A 14,701-nucleotide genomic window follows, 5' to 3' on the forward strand; every position below is an offset into this window, starting at 1 on the left:
ACGCTCAAGTGTTTTTGGGGCGAAGTCAAGCTAAACTAAACAGAATAGACAGATATTCAGCTTGTGAAGGGTAGAGAATAAGAGAAAGCAAACGAGTAAATAAAGAAAAACGATTTGTGAGTATCAGTTATCGAAGAATTATCCCGGCGGCGAGAGTGCGGTGGTCCCACCTGAATCCATTCCGAACTCAGAAGTGAAACGCTGTAATGCCGATGGTAGTGTGGGGAATCCCCATGTGAGAGTAGGGCACCGCCGGGTACAAATTAAATAGAAAACAAAATAAAAAAATCCCTGAATCGGAAGCTTCGGGGAATTTTTTTTGGGGGTATAACAAACAAGTAAAAAACAAAGTGTGGTCAATTAATTCAAAGTTTTTATTCCATCCCATTCCATCAAAAAACTCACGAAAAACCCACCGCTCTTTTATCATAAAGATATTCTCTCTTCTTATCCATTTTTTATCATTAATACCCTAAATATTCCGATTTCCAATCATTCAAAATTCCTTACCTCCTCATATTTAGAATAACGATGAGATTAACAACATTTTGATTTATAAGGATTTTAAAAATCTAACTATTGTACAATAGTTTTACTTTCCTCTTGTAGAGGAAAGTAATAACTCCTTGAAAACAAAAAAGTGATTAGAAGAATATGAGTAATATTTCCCACTTTCTTTTATTTCGGGGATAGTTTTTTATATTTTAAGGAAGAATTAACATGGCAGAAATAGATGATTTAAAGAAACCAACGGTAGAGCAGATCAGCTTTTATTTAAACAAATTGCAAACCTTAGAGAATTATACGTTGCAAGAAAAAGCATTGACGAAGTTATTTCACCTTTTCCCTAAAAATCAAAATATTGAGGATGTCTTACTGAAATCTTCAATCCTCAACGATTTTTATAGCACCAATATTTTTAGTATTTACTCGGTAGCGAAACATATCTTAACCATTCCAGCAGTGGATGAAAGATTAACCAAAGGTGACCTTACTTTAGTGGATGAAATCAAAACTCTCACCATTAATGGAAAAGTCAAAAACTTCTATTCTTTTGCCACGAAATATTGTGCCAATCACAACCTTGAAGCCTTTCCGATTTATGACAGCTATGTCGATAAAATATTAGTTGCGTTAAATAAGCAATATTCTTTTGCCAAATTTAAACGAGCGGATTTAAAAGACTACGCAAAATTTAAGGAAATTTTACTAGCTTTCCAAAAACAATTTGAATTAACGCAATTTAGCCTAAGAGAGCTGGATATTTATTTGTGGCTGCTTGGTAAAGAAGTCTTCTCCAAGCTGTAATCTTTAGACTTTGAATGATTTTTTAACCTTTTAGGAAAAAATAAAATATGGAAACGACTACAACATTGATACGACATACATCAGGAACTGCAGGTACTTATACATTTGACTTTTCAGATGTGGAAGCAACGAATGAAGAGAAAGTCGCCTTTTTGAGGGAGCTTCATGGAATTTTGTTAAATAGTTCGATTACGCATACAGTGCTTTCCTTTGAGAAGGATCTTGAAGCGATTGATTTTGAAGAGAATCCAATTGTTAGGTAAATTTAATGATAACTATCCACGGGCGTACGAAGATATTATTGAGGATTGGCTTGAGGGTCATGGATGGGATAGCTGGTTTTTTAAAATGAAAGGTTTAAAGCTTGTGATGGATTACTATAATTTTGATTCTGGTTTCCTAGGATCAGAAACGGTCATAGAAAACTGTAATTCTGGTTTTTTAGTAAAACAAAAAGAGACCATTAAAGTAACGTCAGACAGAATTACTCGACACTATGACACATATGTTAACACTGTTTGTAATCCTTACACCTTATTGGAATATACCTCTTATGAACTTGAAGATATTGATAAATATTTCGATGAAGAGGTGATTACTGAACTTTATGGAGAAGAAGTCTTAATACGAGATGAAAAAAGATTTCTTTCAGAAGAGGCCAATGAAATTATTTTGCGATTAGGTAAAGAAGCACATTTGCGTTATCAGGAAGAAAATAAAACAATGTAATCAAAGATATTTTGTAGAAGATTAGATTTGTTTGATCTTCTACAATTGATTTAGGGGCTGAACTAGATACCTGACAAAGTTCCTATTTAGGATACAATATCTCAATGAGGAAAAGTCGTTTAAAGCACAAATTAGCCATATTTCTGCTTTAGCAGGTTTAACAAAATTAACTCTACTCTGGCTTAACGAAAATCAAATTAACGATATTTCTCCTTTAGCGAATTTAACTAAATTAGATACTCTTTATCTTTAAATAAATCAAATGAGCGATATTTCCTCGTTGGCTAAATTGGTTAATTTAGAATTTCTTGATTTAACTGGTAACCCTTTAATCCAAAAAGATATTGATTGGCTAAAAGAGAAATTACTGAATTGTAATATTTACTTTGAGTGAAATTTAAGTCCGCCTTTTGAGGCGGGATAAAAGTGCGGTTGATTTTTCAAGGATTTTTAAGGGGCAATGCCCCTTTTTTAATGCAACCCCACTTTTCTACGGATTTTTCGCATAAGTAAAAATACCCAAGGCCATAAGATGCCGGATGCGATTGCACCGAAAATCTCTTGCCAATTGAAGGTGGCGCTATGTAAAAATAATTCCACGAGAAAAATTGAAAAGCGGATTAGAAAAACAAAAATAATGATGAGTAAACTTTGAAACCACAATGAGAGGTTGCGTAATATAAGATGATTTTTGGCGATAAAGTAAAAGGCAATGGAAAGTACCAATGCGTGTATGCCTAGGGTTGAACCTAATACTAAATCCCATATTAACCCTATCCAAAATGCAACGCCGATACTAATTTTGTTGGGAATTGCTAAAACCCAATAGGTAAGCACTAAAACTAACCAAGCCGGTTTGAAAGCTTGAAAGCCCACCGGCCATGGGGCAAGTTCCATCACTAAGGCGACGATAAAGAATAAAAAAATCGTTGCCCATTGTAAAATTAAGCGTAGTTGCATTAGTCTTCCTCCCGGTGTTCTTGTTCCGGTGATACCACCTCATCTTGTAGTGGCTCTGCGGGGATTTCCGGTTCTATGATTTCTTTTGTATTATCTGTTGGTTCTTGTTCGTCTGTTACTTTGGTTTTATGAACAGTATTATTCGCTTCATTGGCTTGGCTTTCTAGCCGTTTTTGAACGAGTTCACGCACTTCTTCCGGTGACATGGATTTCACTTTTGACATATCAAGGCTACTTGGCCATAGTAGAAGAACGTAACGTAAACGATCTAAAGAGGCGAGAGGTTTCGCCTTGACGGTAGCGAAATAATTTGAACCATCACGGGAAACACTTTGCACAATTGCCACAGGATAGCCCTCAATAAAACGTCTGCCTAACCCAGAGGTGACGAGCAAATCATCTTTTTCAATATCGACAGAACGTGGTACGTTTTCTAGGGTTAATTCATCAGTGTGACCGGTTCCGCTAGCGATAACTCGAACATCATTGCGTAATACTTGCACCGGGATAGAATGGGTAACATCGGTCAGCAATAAAACCCGGCTAGTTTCCGCCCCTACAGAAATAATTTGCCCGATGACCCCTTTTTCATCAATGACGGGTTGCCCCACATAAGCCCCGTCTTTTTCGCCTTGATTAATCACAATTTGTTGTCGATAGACATCGGTTTCTGCGGTTAATACTTCGGCAATTTTTTTGTATTCATCGGTTCTTAATGGGGAGTTGAGCAACAGACGTAAGCGTTGATTTTCCACTTTCAGCTGATCGAGGAGTAAGAGATCGGCATTTTTTTCTCTAAGTTGTTCACGCAATACTTTATTTTCAATTTGTAATTTATTGGTGTCCACAAAGTTATCGGATACGGAGTCTAATACGGTGCGAGGGCTGTTTGCCAAATAATATAGACCGCTGACCGTTGTTTCCATCACACTACGGGCTTGGTTCATCGAGTTTTGTCCATCAGCCAAAATAAGCGAGATCGATGCAATGATAGCAAGGGTTAAACGGACACCTAAAGGCGGGGCTTTACCAAAAATCGGTTTCATTAAAATACCTAAACTATTGATGGCTTAAAACAAAAGTGCGGTTACAAAAAACAACGTTTTTTGAGCGTTGGCTATGCCAACGACCCCGACAGGGTGAGTAAACGAGCAGGCGAGTTTGGGAATAAAATCAACCGCACTTTTATTGAGGATAGATTAGAGTTCGTCACTAAAGATATCACCGCCGTGCATATCGATCATATCAAGGGCTTCACCACCACCACGAGCCACACAAGTAAGCGGTTCTTCTGCGATGATGGCCGGCACGCCGGATTCACGAGAAAGAAGCACATCAATATTGCGTAAAAGTGCGCCGCCACCGGTTAACACCATACCCCGTTCAAAGATATCCGCCGCATGTTCAGGCTGACATTCTTCAAGTGCCGTACGAACTGCCGCAACAATACCGTTTAGCGGTTGCTGAATGGCTTCTAATACATCACGAGAGGTTAATTTGAAAGAACGTGGCGCACCTTCGGCGAGATTGTGTCCATGCACTTCCATTTCTTTAATTTCATCCCCTTCTTGAATATAAGCGGTACCGATTTCTTGTTTGATTCGCTCTGCTGTTGGCTCACCAATGACAGAACCAAAGGTACGGCGAACATAGGAGATAATAGCTTCATCAAAACGGTCACCACCGATACGAACAGAAGAAGAATAAACGATACCGTTTAAGGAAATAACAGCGACTTCTGTTGTTCCGCCACCGATATCAATAACCATTGAGCCGACAGCAGTAGAAACCGGCAATTTAGCTCCAATTGCTGCTGCCATCGGTTCTTCAATCAAATAGACTTCACGGGCACCGGCACCGATCGCTGATTCTTTAATCGCACGGCGTTCCACCTGTGTAGCACCTGCCGGAACACAAACTAACACCCGTGGACTAGGACGCATAAAATTGCCACTGTGAACCTGTTTAATAAAATATTGCAACATTTTTTCAGTGACGAAGAAATCTGCAATCACCCCGTCTTTCATTGGGCGGATTGCCATGATGCTTTTTGGTGTACGCCCCAACATTTGTTTGGCTTCTTTACCCACGGCCGCAATGCTTTTTAATGAGCCCATTCGGTCTTGACGAATAGCCACCACAGAAGGTTCATCTAAGACAATACCTTGTCCTTTTACATAAATCAGCGTGTTTGCCGTTCCTAAGTCAATGGAAAGATCATTTGAAAATAAACCGCGTATTTTTTTAAATAACATAATAATTCCGTTGTTTAAATTGATTGAAAATTAGCCCGATTTTGAGCGCGAAAAAATTGTGCTAAATGTATCAAAAAATAGCTAGAGAGAATAGTGTTTTGTGGAAGACAAATGGATTTTTTCTTGCTATGCCGGTGGAGAAATGGCTGAAGGTTTTATTACTAATTTGTGATCTATCTCACATTTTTATAAGAAAATTAAAATGTCTAGGAAAAATTCCTAGTCTTTCTGAGTGAGGTTTGCAAGGGGAATTTTAGATTTCGATTTAATATTCGCACAGTCATTTTATTCGGAGTCTATTATGCTTAATTTTCTAAAAGAAGTGAGAAAGCCAACCCTTGACTTGCCTGTTGAGGAACGTCGCAAAATGTGGTTTAAACCTTTTATGCAATCTTATTTGGTTGTCTTTTTCGGTTATATGGCCATGTATTTGGTGCGTAAAAATTTCAATATCGCCCAAAATGATATGATTGAAACCTATGGTTTAACCAAAACCCAATTAGGGATGATCGGATTAGGTTTCTCTATCACTTACGGTATCGGTAAAACCGTGGTGTCTTACTACGCAGACGGTAAAAACACCAAACAATTTGTGCCATTTATGTTAATCCTCTCCGCCCTTTGTATGCTGGGGTTCAGCGCCAGTATGGGCAGTGGTAGTGTGGCGATTTTCTTAATGGTGGCGTTTTATGCGTTAAGTGGTTTCTTCCAAAGTACCGGGGGATCTTCCAGTTATTCTACTATTACTAAATGGACACCTCGTAAAAAACGTGGCACGTTTTTAGGCTTTTGGAACCTTTCCCATAATGTGGGCGGTGCCGCTGCTGCCGGGGTGGCATTATTTGGTGCGAATGTCTTTTTTGATGGTCATGTGATTGGAATGTTTGTTTTTCCTTCCATTATTGCATTAATCATTGGTTTTATTGGTTTACGCTATGGTAGCGATTCCCCGGAAGCCTATGGTTTAGGGAAAGCAGAAGAATTATTTGGCGAGGAAATTTCGGAAGAAGATAAAGATGCCGAAGAAAACCAACTCACCAAAAAACAAATTTTTGTGCAATATGTATTAAAAAACAAAGTGATTTGGTTACTTTGTTTCGCTAACATTTTCCTTTACATTGTGCGTATCGGTATTGACCAATGGTCGCCGGTATATGCTTATGAAAAATTAGGCTTTTCAAAAGATGCCGCCATCTCCGGTTTTGCGCTCTTTGAAGTGGGGGCCCTTGTTGGAACATTTTTATGGGGATATTTATCGGATTTAGCCAATGGTCGCCGTACCCTACTGGCTTGTATCGCCTTAATTCTTATCGTCTTTTCCCTTGAGTTCTATCAATTTGCCACGAACGAAACCATGTATTTGGTGACCCTCTTTGTGTTAGGCTTCTTAGTCTTTGGCCCGCAATTGTTAATTGGGGTGGCCGCAGTTGGGTTTGTACCGAAAAAAGCGATTGCTGTAGCCGATGGAGTGAAAGGAACTTTTGCTTATTTAATCGGTGATAGTTTCGCAAAATTAGGTTTAGGGATGATTGCAGACGGCACGCCAATTTTTGGTTTAACCGGTTGGGAAGGCACTTTTGCAGCATTAGATATTTCGGCGATAGTTTGTATGGTGTTATTGGCCTTTGTTGCCATTGCAGAAGAGCGTAAAATTCGTCATTTAAAAAAATTAGAAAAAGCGAAAAAATAACCTAAAGCCTTAAACCTCCTTAATGCTTTCATAATATAAAGTGCGGTCGAAACAGAAAACGTTTTTACCGCACTTTTTTCAATGCTACAATTCTTCGCCCTAAACAGAGGAAAGTCACAATGATAAATGTAGCACTCATTGATGATCACATCATCGTGCGCTCAGGATTTGCGCAGTTACTTTCACTGGAAGAAGATATAGTTGTGGTGGGGGAGTTCGGCTCAGCAAAAGAAACCCGCCAAAAGTTGCCTCACATCAAAGCAGATGTTTGTATTATTGATATTTCTATGCCCGATGAAAGTGGATTGGAACTATTAAAAACCATCCCTTCCGGTATTCATTGCATTATGCTGAGTGTGAATGATAGCGAAATTGTCGTCAAAAAAGCCTTGGAGCAAGGGGCAAAAGGCTATTTGAGTAAGCGTTGTAGCCCGGATGAACTCATTCAAGCGGTGCGTACGGTGTATGCCGGTGGGGTGTATTTAATGCCGGAATTAACCGTCAAATTAGTGTCAAAACGTCATGATAACCCCTTTGAACAGTTAACCAAACGTGAGTTACAGATTGGTGAATTACTCAGCCAAGGTTTAGAACCTAAGGAAATTGGTGAAAAACTGGGGTTAAGTTTTAAAACCATTCATACCCACCGTGCCAATATTATGAGTAAGCTTGCGGTAAAAAATAATGTGGAGTTGACGAATTTATTTCATCAACATTATGGCTTATGACATTCTTCGTCCCCTTCCTTTACAGCGGTTTAATCCTCTTTTGTGCTTATTTTTCTTTATGGGCGATAGCCGATTTCCTCTTGGGAAATCCCTTAATTGCCTTATTATTTTTACCCTTTGCTTTTCGTTTAGGGGTTAATTTACACACGTCAAAGCGCTTTTGGTGGGTGAGTTATAGCGCGGAATTTTCAGTATTGGGGGTATTGGCGTATGCTTTTCCCAATGAATATTATTTGCCGGCCGCTCTGATAAGTGCGGTCAGTTTGCCGATTATTTTTCTTATCAAGCCCTATTATCAAGGCAATGAAGTTTACAAACTCATTATTCAGGGGGGATTAGCACTGGTTATTGGTGTGATCAACGGTTTGATTGGCAGCCTTTTTTCCTTCTCTTTTTTATATCTTTTTCTAGTGAGTTTTACGGGAATGGTATTGATGCTTCCCGCTTGCTTTTTAGTGGATGAATATCTCTTTAAACGCCCTTGGGTTCCCCTTACTGCACAATTGATCGATAAACCGATTTCTTTGCGTGCTAAACATATTTTCATCTATATCCTTTTGTTTTTATTAAATATTGTTATTCAAATTTATACGCCGGAAGAATTTCATCGGTTTACCTTATTTTTTCTTTCTGTGCCCATTATTTTGCTCGCTTATGTCTATGGTTGGCAGGGAGCATTACTTGGCATATTATTAAATAGTATTGCTCTGACGGCGACCATGGGAAGTTTTTCCCGAGGGGCATTAACGGATTTATTACTTTCCCTTTCAGGGCAAACCATCACAGGAATTTTCCTTGGGTTGGGAATTCAACAGTTGCGGGATCTCAATCAAAGTTTATCCGCTGAGCTGGCGCGTAACCGCCACCTCACCCGAAAATTAATCAATACGGAAGAAGCCATTCGTCAAGAAATTTCCCGTGAACTACATGATGAAATCGGGCAAAACATCACCGCAATTCGTATGCAAGCCTCAATGATAAAACGCATAGAACATTCACCGAAAATCAGTCAAGGGGTTGGTATGATTGAGCAACTTTCTCTGAATATCTACGACACCACAAAAGGGTTATTAAACCGTATTCGCCCGAAAATGTTAGATGATATTTCCCTTCAACAAGCGATTGAGAATTTGTTTTTAGAACTCGATTTCAAAACGCATGGCATTTCCACCGCACTTTTTTGGGAAAACAAAGACAATGTTAGGATTGAGCCTATCCAAGAAATCACCCTTTATCGTTTATGTCAGGAAGGGTTGAATAATACGGTCAAATATGCGGAAGCCTCCACAGTGAGCCTTTCTATTATGATTGGTCAAAATATTCAATTGATTATTCAAGATAACGGTAAGGGATTTGACCCGACAAAAGCTAAACAGGGATTGGGTTTAAAAGGCATGCAAGAGCGGGTGGATATTTTATGTGGGACATTTCAATTAATTTCCCACGAAAAATCGCTTTCACCAAAACAGCACGGCACCACCATTAAAATTACCTTGCCAAGGAATTGATATGACAACATTTTCCTCAAAAATTGACCGCACTTATCAGTATTGGCGCGTGCATTTAATGATCGCGATGTATATTGGTTATGCCGGATTTTATCTCACAAGGAAAAGTTTTAATTTTGCCGTGCCGGAAATGATAAGCGATTTAGGCATTGAGAAAAGTGATATTGGGTTAATGGCAACCTTGTTTTATATCACCTATGGGGTATCAAAATTCTTTTCAGGGATGTTTTCCGATCAATCAAACCCTCGTCATTTTATGGCAATCGGGCTAATAATGACGGGAATACTCAATATTTTCTTTGGGCTTTCAAATTCTGTCTTGTTTTTGACCGCACTTTGGATAGTCAATGCTTGGTTTCAAGGATGGGGCTGGCCGGCCTGTTCGAAACTCTTGACGAGTTGGTACTCCCGCAATGAACGGGGGCATTGGTGGTCGATCTGGAACACTGCACATAATGTCGGTGGCGCTTTAATTCCGTTGCTGATTGGCTATGTTACATTGCATTACAGTTGGCGTCATGGTTTTGCTGTTGCGGGTGGATTGGCCATTGCGATTGGATTTTTTCTGTTGTGGCGATTGCGTAACACACCGGAAGCGATGGGATTACCCAGTATCGGGCATTGGCGAAAGGATGAGTTAGAACTGAGCCAAGAATTCCTTGCACCCCATTTAAATTGGCGGGACATTTTACGCCACTATGTTTTTTTGAATAAATATATTTGGTTGTTAGCCTTAAGTTATACCCTCGTTTATGTGGTACGCACCGCAATTAATGACTGGGGGAATATTTATCTTACAGAAAACTATCATTACGATTTGGTTTCCGCCAACGGTGCCCTAGCGTTGTTTGAAGTGGGTGGATTTTTCGGATCTTTGGTGGCAGGATGGGGTTCGGATCGCTTATTTTCCAGCAATCGTGGCCCAATGGCGTTGATTTTTGCCATTGGAATTTTCTTTTCCATTACGGCTTTATGGTTGTTACCAAAAGAAAAAGATATTTTATTAAGCACACTTTTCTTTGTGGTAGGGTTCTTTGTTTTTGGCCCACAAATGTTAATCGGCATGGCGGCTGCAGAATGTGCCCATAAAAAAACACCCGGCACAGCGACCGGGTTTGTCGGGTTATTTGCCTATCTTGGTGCAGCGATTGCAGGTTATCCCTTAGCGCTGATTGTGCAACAATTCCACTGGACAGGCTTTTTTATCGTGGTGGCTTGTAGTGCCGCCGGTATCGCCCTTTCCTTGTTGCCGTTTTTGAAGGCACAGGGATAGGGTTTACCCGCTAAACATCATAAGCCCCCATCACCACCGCTTGATCCAGAATATGCCCCTGCATGGCAAAGTGGAGATCGTTGAAACGAAAACCCGGTTTGAGATCGAGTTTGGTATCAAGGGCGTAGACGATTAATTCATAACGGTGTAAGCAATTAGGCGGTGCCATACCACCGTAGGCAGAGGCCTCACTAAGCTCAAATTTGCCTAGAACACTTGCCCAAGAGTTTGCTCCTTGCACATAATCGGTTGCACTTTGGCTTTCATTTTCTTCCACTGAGGTGCGTTCAAGATTGGCGATGAGCCAGTGTATCCACACAAATCCGCTTGCGGTGATCGCATCTTTATCTTCAAGAACCACGGCGAAAGATTTTGTGCCTTCCGGTGCTTCTTTTATGTCAAAGGGGATGGAATAAGTGGGCATACCATTGGGGCTAAATTGTGTCCCACGTTTGCCATATTTATCTTCAAAGATGCCATTTTTAATGGCGGAGCTTGTCACGATCATCATATCCTCCTATTAATCAGCCCTGATCTCTTTTAGATAGGGCCGTGTTGTGTCATATCCTTTAAGGAAGCTGGTTAAAAATAACCCTTCCAATTTCTGCAATGGCTTGGTTGCGTTCTGCCATTGTGGCTTGGGTGTTGGTGAGATAAATGGAGAGAAGATAGGCTCTACCGTTAGGTTTCCAAAAAACGCTAATAATCGATCTTGAACCCGCTGTTCCTGCTCCCGTTTTGTCGGCGATTTTCCAACCTTTTGGTAAAGTTGAACGAAGTAAATCATTTGCAACCTGATCGTCTAACATCCATTGTATCAATTGCATTTTGGAGTTGTCATTGAGCCTATCTCCAAAAATAAATTGATGAAGTAACTGAGTCGCTTCAATAGGTGTGGTGAGATCCAACCCTTTTTTGAGATTATCATAGTTCATGTCTGGCTCTGTTCGATCAAGTCGGGTTTGGGTTAATCCTACTTGTTTAAAGTAATCGGTCACAGCACTGACACCACCAAGTTGTTTGATAATGAGATTGGCTGCCGTATTATCACTATAACTCACTGCCGCAGAACAAAGTTCAGTTAAATTCATGCTGCTTTTATGCTCAGTAATCGGTGAATAACTGACAATTTCAGTAGCGTGAATGGGTAATTTTTCTTGGAAGGATAGACGATTATCTTCTGATAAATCCAACGCCATACCGCAAACAAAGGCTTTATGGGTGCTGTTGAGTGGAAAATGATGATGCCCCTGATATTCAAAAAGAATTTTTCCCTCCTCAGAAAGCAGTGCCACGCCGACATCGGCTTTTAACTTTTGTTCCTGTTGATGAATAGCCTGTTGCCAATCCGTTTTGGGGATAGCTATGGAGATCATCGGCAAGGTGAGAAATAATGCGAAGACGAGACCTATATGTTTCATTTAATTCTTCCTGTTATGGGTTTACTGAGGCGATGGTTGATATTTGAAGTCGATACCAGTGAAATCTTCACTCTTGAGATAAACCGTTGGATCAATTTTTTACCGAGTAAACCTTAAATTTTGAGGTTTGGGCAAGCACATTAACTTCGCCAAAATACTGCTGTAATAAATCAGGGTAAGGCAGAAACCCATTGGCAACAATACGGAGTTCCCCCCCTTGATTGAGATGCCATTTGGCTTGGCTAATCAGGGCTTTTACGGCTTGATAAGCGGTGTCAATGCCATCATGAAAAGGGGGATTGGAAATAATGAGATCAAATTTTCCTTTAATCTCTGAGAACACATCACTGGCTAAAACTTCGCCTTCTAATTGATTTTCCAAAAGGGTTTTGTGGGCCGATTCCAACGCCATAGCATGAATATCGCTCATCGTAACAGATGAGTGAGGGTTCATTTTTTTGATCATTGAACCGATCACTCCCGCACCACAGCCAAGATCAAGTACTTTACCACTGATAGCGTGGTTAAGTGTTGAAAGCAAAAGTGCGGTTCCTGTATCCAATTTATTGGCACTAAACACGCCCGGTAAGCTGTGAATTGTCAAACCTTGGAGTTGGGGGTGATGATAGGTTTTCCAATAACGATTAAGCGAAAAGTGCGGTAGTTTTTTCAAAGAAAAATGATATAAACCACAACGGCGTGCAGAATCAATTTTGGCAATATCACCAAAAGGGGAAAGCATTTTTTCTACTGAACGCACACCGCATCGGTTCTCACCGATGATGAGCATTTCTTGCCCTTCTTGTGCGTTGGCAAGCAGTTGCATCAATTGGAATTGGACTTCTTGCTTATTTTTGAGCCAATAATAAAGAATAAGATCAGCTTGGCCTTGAAATTCGACAGAAAAATTGACCGCACTTTGGCTTTTGGCGTAATCAAAATATTGGCTCCATATTTGCACTGATTGACTGTGGGCAGCTAATTTTTGTGGAAATTGATCCTTTATGCCGCCGGCAAAGAGAATGGATTTTCCGTGGAAAAGGGGAAGGTGACGTTCTAAAACTTCGCTTTCAAGAGAAATCACGCTTTGAATCCTGTCAGTTATTGGTTTAAAATTAGGCGCTATTTTAGCAAAGATAGTACAGATAAAAAATGATTTCATGGCCTTGTGCCATTTGTTATTTAGGGAATTTCTATGAAAAAAATCATGTTAGCGACAACGCTGACGATGTTGTTATCAGGTTGTCAATTAATTGAGCAATGGCAAGGTAAGCCTCAGGCCTCTTCAAAAATAGAGGAAACACCGGAACAAATTGAGCAATTCAAAAAATTAGATGCTCAGTTTGAACGTGTTAAAAAGGCAGGCGTTGAAATTGAATTTAACGGTGAAAAATATGTAAAACAAACCCGCTCGGTGAAAAGTGAAGAACCTCGATTTTTAAGCCTTGCGGCGAGTGTGGACAGAAGTAATCGAAAATCAATCACCAGTGAAACCTTTTATCTGAAAGATCTGGCTTACGAACCCCAACTTATTTCAAAATATTTAGAGGGAAATAAAAAAGTCTGTGATCTACAAACCTTAACGGAGGGGAACACGACTTATTACGCTTGTGACGGAAAAGATTTCCAACGTTTTATTGCTCTGGTGTACAAAGAAAAAAATATTTTGTCATTCCGTAGCTTAAAAGCCTACCAACAAAAACCAACGGCATCGGAAGAGCAAAATATAGTGAAAGGTTTACAGGGATATCCTCTGGATTCGATTTCTCTTCAATAATGAATATGGATAGACGCAGTCTTCTTTTAAAAGAAATGGGGATAACCCAATGGCAACTCCATCGTCCTGCCGCATTGCAAGGTGCGGTAGGGATTACGGTGGCGGATAATATTCGATTGATTGTAGTGTCTGATGACAATCTGAGCCAGACCCCTTTATTGGCGGATGTGTTACTCAGCCTAATCTTAAAAAAAGAAGATTGCCTCTGTTTGAATTACGATCAAATTCAGCATCTTGAGCTTAATCATTCCGTGCAGTATTGGTTATTGTCGGAAAATGCTGAAAAAATTGACCGCACTTTGCCTTACTGTTTGTGCGCAGAGCGAATTTATCGCTCGCCAAATTATCCTCATTTTATCTCCAGCCCCTCTGCAAAACGCGAGTTTTGGCAGCAGATTCAACAAATTTAATATGATGCCTCAGATTTTTGCGCTTGAAGAACAGGATTTTGAGTGTTTGTATGAGATCGAACAACAAGCACACCTTATCCCTTGGTCTTTAGGCACATTGAAAAATAATCAAGGTGAGCGTTATCTAAACTTAAAATTAGTGGAGAATAACCGAATCATAGGCTTTGCCATTTGCCAAACCGTATTGGATGAAGCCACTTTGTTCAATATTGCTATCACACCGGCAATGCAAGGAAAAGGATTGGGTCGCTACCTTTTAAAAGCACTGATGACACAGCTTAAAGAAAGGGGAATTCAAACCCTATGGCTTGAAGTGAGAGAATCCAACCCGGCACGCCTGCTTTATGAAAAGCAGGGCTTTAATGAAGTGGATATCCGCAAAAACTATTATCCCCTGCCAAATGGCAAAAGAGAAAATGCGGTGGTAATGGCGTGTTATTTATAAAAAGGGTCGTTATGATCTGCACCCCAAAAGTTGGACTAATCTTCTAACTCACTAAGGTGCAGATTTTTTATGACTAAATATAACCCACTTTTCAAACAGCAAGTGCTCGAATTTTATCTCCAACATAATAAAAATCGGTCGCTGACACGCAAACAATTTCATCTTAAAAAAAGCACATTATACCGTTGGATTACCCA

At 39.9% G+C, this 14,701-nt stretch carries 18 protein-coding genes and 1 rRNA gene; 13 read left to right on the top strand and 6 right to left on the bottom strand.

Annotated features, from left to right (window positions below):
- Positions 1-142 precede the first annotated feature (142 nt).
- The 5 genes from rrf (at position 143) to BKK48_RS10175 (ending at position 2,431) form a co-directional block, all read left to right on the top strand.
- Positions 143-258, top strand: a 5S ribosomal RNA gene (rrf, locus tag BKK48_RS09705).
- Positions 259-720: 462 nt separating this feature from the next.
- Positions 721-1,308: a hypothetical protein gene (locus tag BKK48_RS09710; RefSeq protein WP_077428273.1), complete on the top strand. Its 588-nt coding sequence runs from the start codon at positions 721-723 to the stop codon at positions 1,306-1,308.
- A gap of 47 nt (positions 1,309-1,355) precedes the next feature.
- The gene (locus tag BKK48_RS09715) at positions 1,356-1,571 is read left to right on the top strand and encodes a hypothetical protein (RefSeq protein ID WP_077428275.1); all 216 of its coding nucleotides are present in this window, start codon (positions 1,356-1,358) and stop codon (positions 1,569-1,571) included.
- Positions 1,561-2,037, top strand: coding sequence for a hypothetical protein (locus BKK48_RS09720; protein WP_077428277.1), 477 nt, complete (start codon positions 1,561-1,563; stop codon positions 2,035-2,037). The genes BKK48_RS09715 and BKK48_RS09720 overlap by 11 nt, the downstream gene beginning before the upstream one ends.
- Positions 2,038-2,299: 262 nt before the next feature.
- Entirely contained in the window at positions 2,300-2,431 is a 132-nt protein-coding gene (locus BKK48_RS10175) for a hypothetical protein (protein ID WP_425271823.1), read from the top strand.
- Positions 2,432-2,508: 77 nt separating this feature from the next.
- Here the strand turns inward: BKK48_RS10175 and mreD are convergent, their stop codons facing one another.
- The 3 genes from mreD to BKK48_RS09735 form a co-directional block, all read right to left on the bottom strand.
- The gene (gene mreD, locus BKK48_RS09725) at positions 2,509-2,997 is read right to left on the bottom strand and encodes a rod shape-determining protein MreD (RefSeq protein ID WP_077428279.1); all 489 of its coding nucleotides are present in this window, start codon (positions 2,995-2,997) and stop codon (positions 2,509-2,511) included.
- Positions 2,997-4,043, bottom strand: coding sequence for a rod shape-determining protein MreC (gene mreC, locus BKK48_RS09730; RefSeq protein WP_077428281.1), 1,047 nt, complete (start codon positions 4,041-4,043; stop codon positions 2,997-2,999). The genes mreD and mreC overlap by 1 nt, the downstream gene beginning before the upstream one ends.
- Positions 4,044-4,196: 153 nt before the next feature.
- Positions 4,197-5,252: a rod shape-determining protein gene (locus BKK48_RS09735; RefSeq protein ID WP_077420726.1), complete on the bottom strand. Its 1,056-nt coding sequence runs from the start codon at positions 5,250-5,252 to the stop codon at positions 4,197-4,199.
- Between the two features lie 301 nt (positions 5,253-5,553).
- Here BKK48_RS09735 and uhpT point away from each other — a divergent pair, with 301 nt between their 5' ends.
- The 4 genes from uhpT to uhpC all read left to right on the top strand — a co-directional run bounded on the left by uhpT (position 5,554) and on the right by uhpC (position 10,451).
- On the top strand, positions 5,554-6,942 hold the full coding sequence (gene uhpT, locus BKK48_RS09740) for a hexose-6-phosphate:phosphate antiporter (protein ID WP_077428283.1): 1,389 nt from the start codon (positions 5,554-5,556) through the stop codon (positions 6,940-6,942).
- Positions 6,943-7,061: 119 nt separating this feature from the next.
- The gene (uhpA, locus tag BKK48_RS09745) at positions 7,062-7,670 is read left to right on the top strand and encodes a response regulator transcription factor UhpA (protein ID WP_077428285.1); all 609 of its coding nucleotides are present in this window, start codon (positions 7,062-7,064) and stop codon (positions 7,668-7,670) included.
- On the top strand, positions 7,667-9,178 hold the full coding sequence (gene uhpB, locus BKK48_RS09750; RefSeq protein WP_077428287.1) for a signal transduction histidine-protein kinase/phosphatase UhpB: 1,512 nt from the start codon (positions 7,667-7,669) through the stop codon (positions 9,176-9,178). The genes uhpA and uhpB overlap by 4 nt, the downstream gene beginning before the upstream one ends.
- Position 9,179: 1 nt before the next feature.
- Positions 9,180-10,451: an MFS transporter family glucose-6-phosphate receptor UhpC gene (uhpC, locus tag BKK48_RS09755; protein WP_077428289.1), complete on the top strand. Its 1,272-nt coding sequence runs from the start codon at positions 9,180-9,182 to the stop codon at positions 10,449-10,451.
- A gap of 10 nt (positions 10,452-10,461) precedes the next feature.
- On the opposite strand, the gene BKK48_RS09760 is transcribed toward uhpC, so the two are convergent.
- The 3 genes from BKK48_RS09760 to rsmC all read right to left on the bottom strand — a co-directional run bounded on the left by BKK48_RS09760 (position 10,462) and on the right by rsmC (position 12,956).
- Complete coding sequence (locus tag BKK48_RS09760; RefSeq protein WP_077428291.1) at positions 10,462-10,959, bottom strand: YbhB/YbcL family Raf kinase inhibitor-like protein; 498 nt, start codon at positions 10,957-10,959, stop codon at positions 10,462-10,464.
- A gap of 61 nt (positions 10,960-11,020) precedes the next feature.
- A complete protein-coding gene (bla, locus tag BKK48_RS09765) occupies positions 11,021-11,872 on the bottom strand; it encodes a class A beta-lactamase (RefSeq protein ID WP_077428293.1) in 852 nt (283 codons plus the stop codon).
- A 91-nt stretch (positions 11,873-11,963) separates the two neighbouring features.
- Positions 11,964-12,956, bottom strand: coding sequence for a 16S rRNA (guanine(1207)-N(2))-methyltransferase RsmC (rsmC, locus tag BKK48_RS09770; RefSeq protein ID WP_077428295.1), 993 nt, complete (start codon positions 12,954-12,956; stop codon positions 11,964-11,966).
- 111 nt (positions 12,957-13,067) lie between these two features.
- Here rsmC and BKK48_RS09775 point away from each other — a divergent pair, with 111 nt between their 5' ends.
- The 4 genes from BKK48_RS09775 to BKK48_RS09985 all read left to right on the top strand — a co-directional run.
- A complete protein-coding gene (locus BKK48_RS09775) occupies positions 13,068-13,649 on the top strand; it encodes a hypothetical protein (protein ID WP_077428297.1) in 582 nt (193 codons plus the stop codon).
- A gap of 5 nt (positions 13,650-13,654) precedes the next feature.
- Complete coding sequence (locus BKK48_RS09780; protein WP_077428301.1) at positions 13,655-14,059, top strand: DNA polymerase III subunit psi; 405 nt, start codon at positions 13,655-13,657, stop codon at positions 14,057-14,059.
- Positions 14,060-14,063: 4 nt separating this feature from the next.
- Positions 14,064-14,504: a ribosomal protein S18-alanine N-acetyltransferase gene (rimI, locus tag BKK48_RS09785; RefSeq protein ID WP_077428299.1), complete on the top strand. Its 441-nt coding sequence runs from the start codon at positions 14,064-14,066 to the stop codon at positions 14,502-14,504.
- 69 nt (positions 14,505-14,573) lie between these two features.
- On the top strand, positions 14,574-14,701 hold a 128-nt coding region (locus BKK48_RS09985), incomplete at its 3' end, for a transposase (RefSeq protein WP_143538869.1).

This window comes from Rodentibacter heidelbergensis (assembly GCF_002000125.1).
Classification (GTDB): domain Bacteria; phylum Pseudomonadota; class Gammaproteobacteria; order Enterobacterales; family Pasteurellaceae; genus Rodentibacter; species Rodentibacter heidelbergensis.

Coding starts and splice junctions, on each gene's coding strand:
- BKK48_RS09775 (WP_077428297.1), top strand. CDS start 13,068: ATGAAAAAAATCATGTTAGCGACAACGCTGACGATGTTGTTATCAGGT.
- uhpC (WP_077428289.1), top strand. CDS start 9,180: ATGACAACATTTTCCTCAAAAATTGACCGCACTTATCAGTATTGGCGC.
- BKK48_RS09735 (WP_077420726.1), bottom strand. CDS start 5,252: ATGTTATTTAAAAAAATACGCGGTTTATTTTCAAATGATCTTTCCATT.
- bla (WP_077428293.1), bottom strand. CDS start 11,872: ATGAAACATATAGGTCTCGTCTTCGCATTATTTCTCACCTTGCCGATG.
- mreD (WP_077428279.1), bottom strand. CDS start 2,997: ATGCAACTACGCTTAATTTTACAATGGGCAACGATTTTTTTATTCTTT.
- uhpT (WP_077428283.1), top strand. CDS start 5,554: ATGCTTAATTTTCTAAAAGAAGTGAGAAAGCCAACCCTTGACTTGCCT.
- BKK48_RS09780 (WP_077428301.1), top strand. CDS start 13,655: ATGGATAGACGCAGTCTTCTTTTAAAAGAAATGGGGATAACCCAATGG.
- BKK48_RS09760 (WP_077428291.1), bottom strand. CDS start 10,959: ATGATCGTGACAAGCTCCGCCATTAAAAATGGCATCTTTGAAGATAAA.
- uhpA (WP_077428285.1), top strand. CDS start 7,062: ATGATAAATGTAGCACTCATTGATGATCACATCATCGTGCGCTCAGGA.
- uhpB (WP_077428287.1), top strand. CDS start 7,667: ATGACATTCTTCGTCCCCTTCCTTTACAGCGGTTTAATCCTCTTTTGT.
- mreC (WP_077428281.1), bottom strand. CDS start 4,043: ATGAAACCGATTTTTGGTAAAGCCCCGCCTTTAGGTGTCCGTTTAACC.
- BKK48_RS10175 (WP_425271823.1), top strand. CDS start 2,300: ATGAGCGATATTTCCTCGTTGGCTAAATTGGTTAATTTAGAATTTCTT.
- BKK48_RS09715 (WP_077428275.1), top strand. CDS start 1,356: ATGGAAACGACTACAACATTGATACGACATACATCAGGAACTGCAGGT.
- BKK48_RS09710 (WP_077428273.1), top strand. CDS start 721: ATGGCAGAAATAGATGATTTAAAGAAACCAACGGTAGAGCAGATCAGC.
- rimI (WP_077428299.1), top strand. CDS start 14,064: ATGCCTCAGATTTTTGCGCTTGAAGAACAGGATTTTGAGTGTTTGTAT.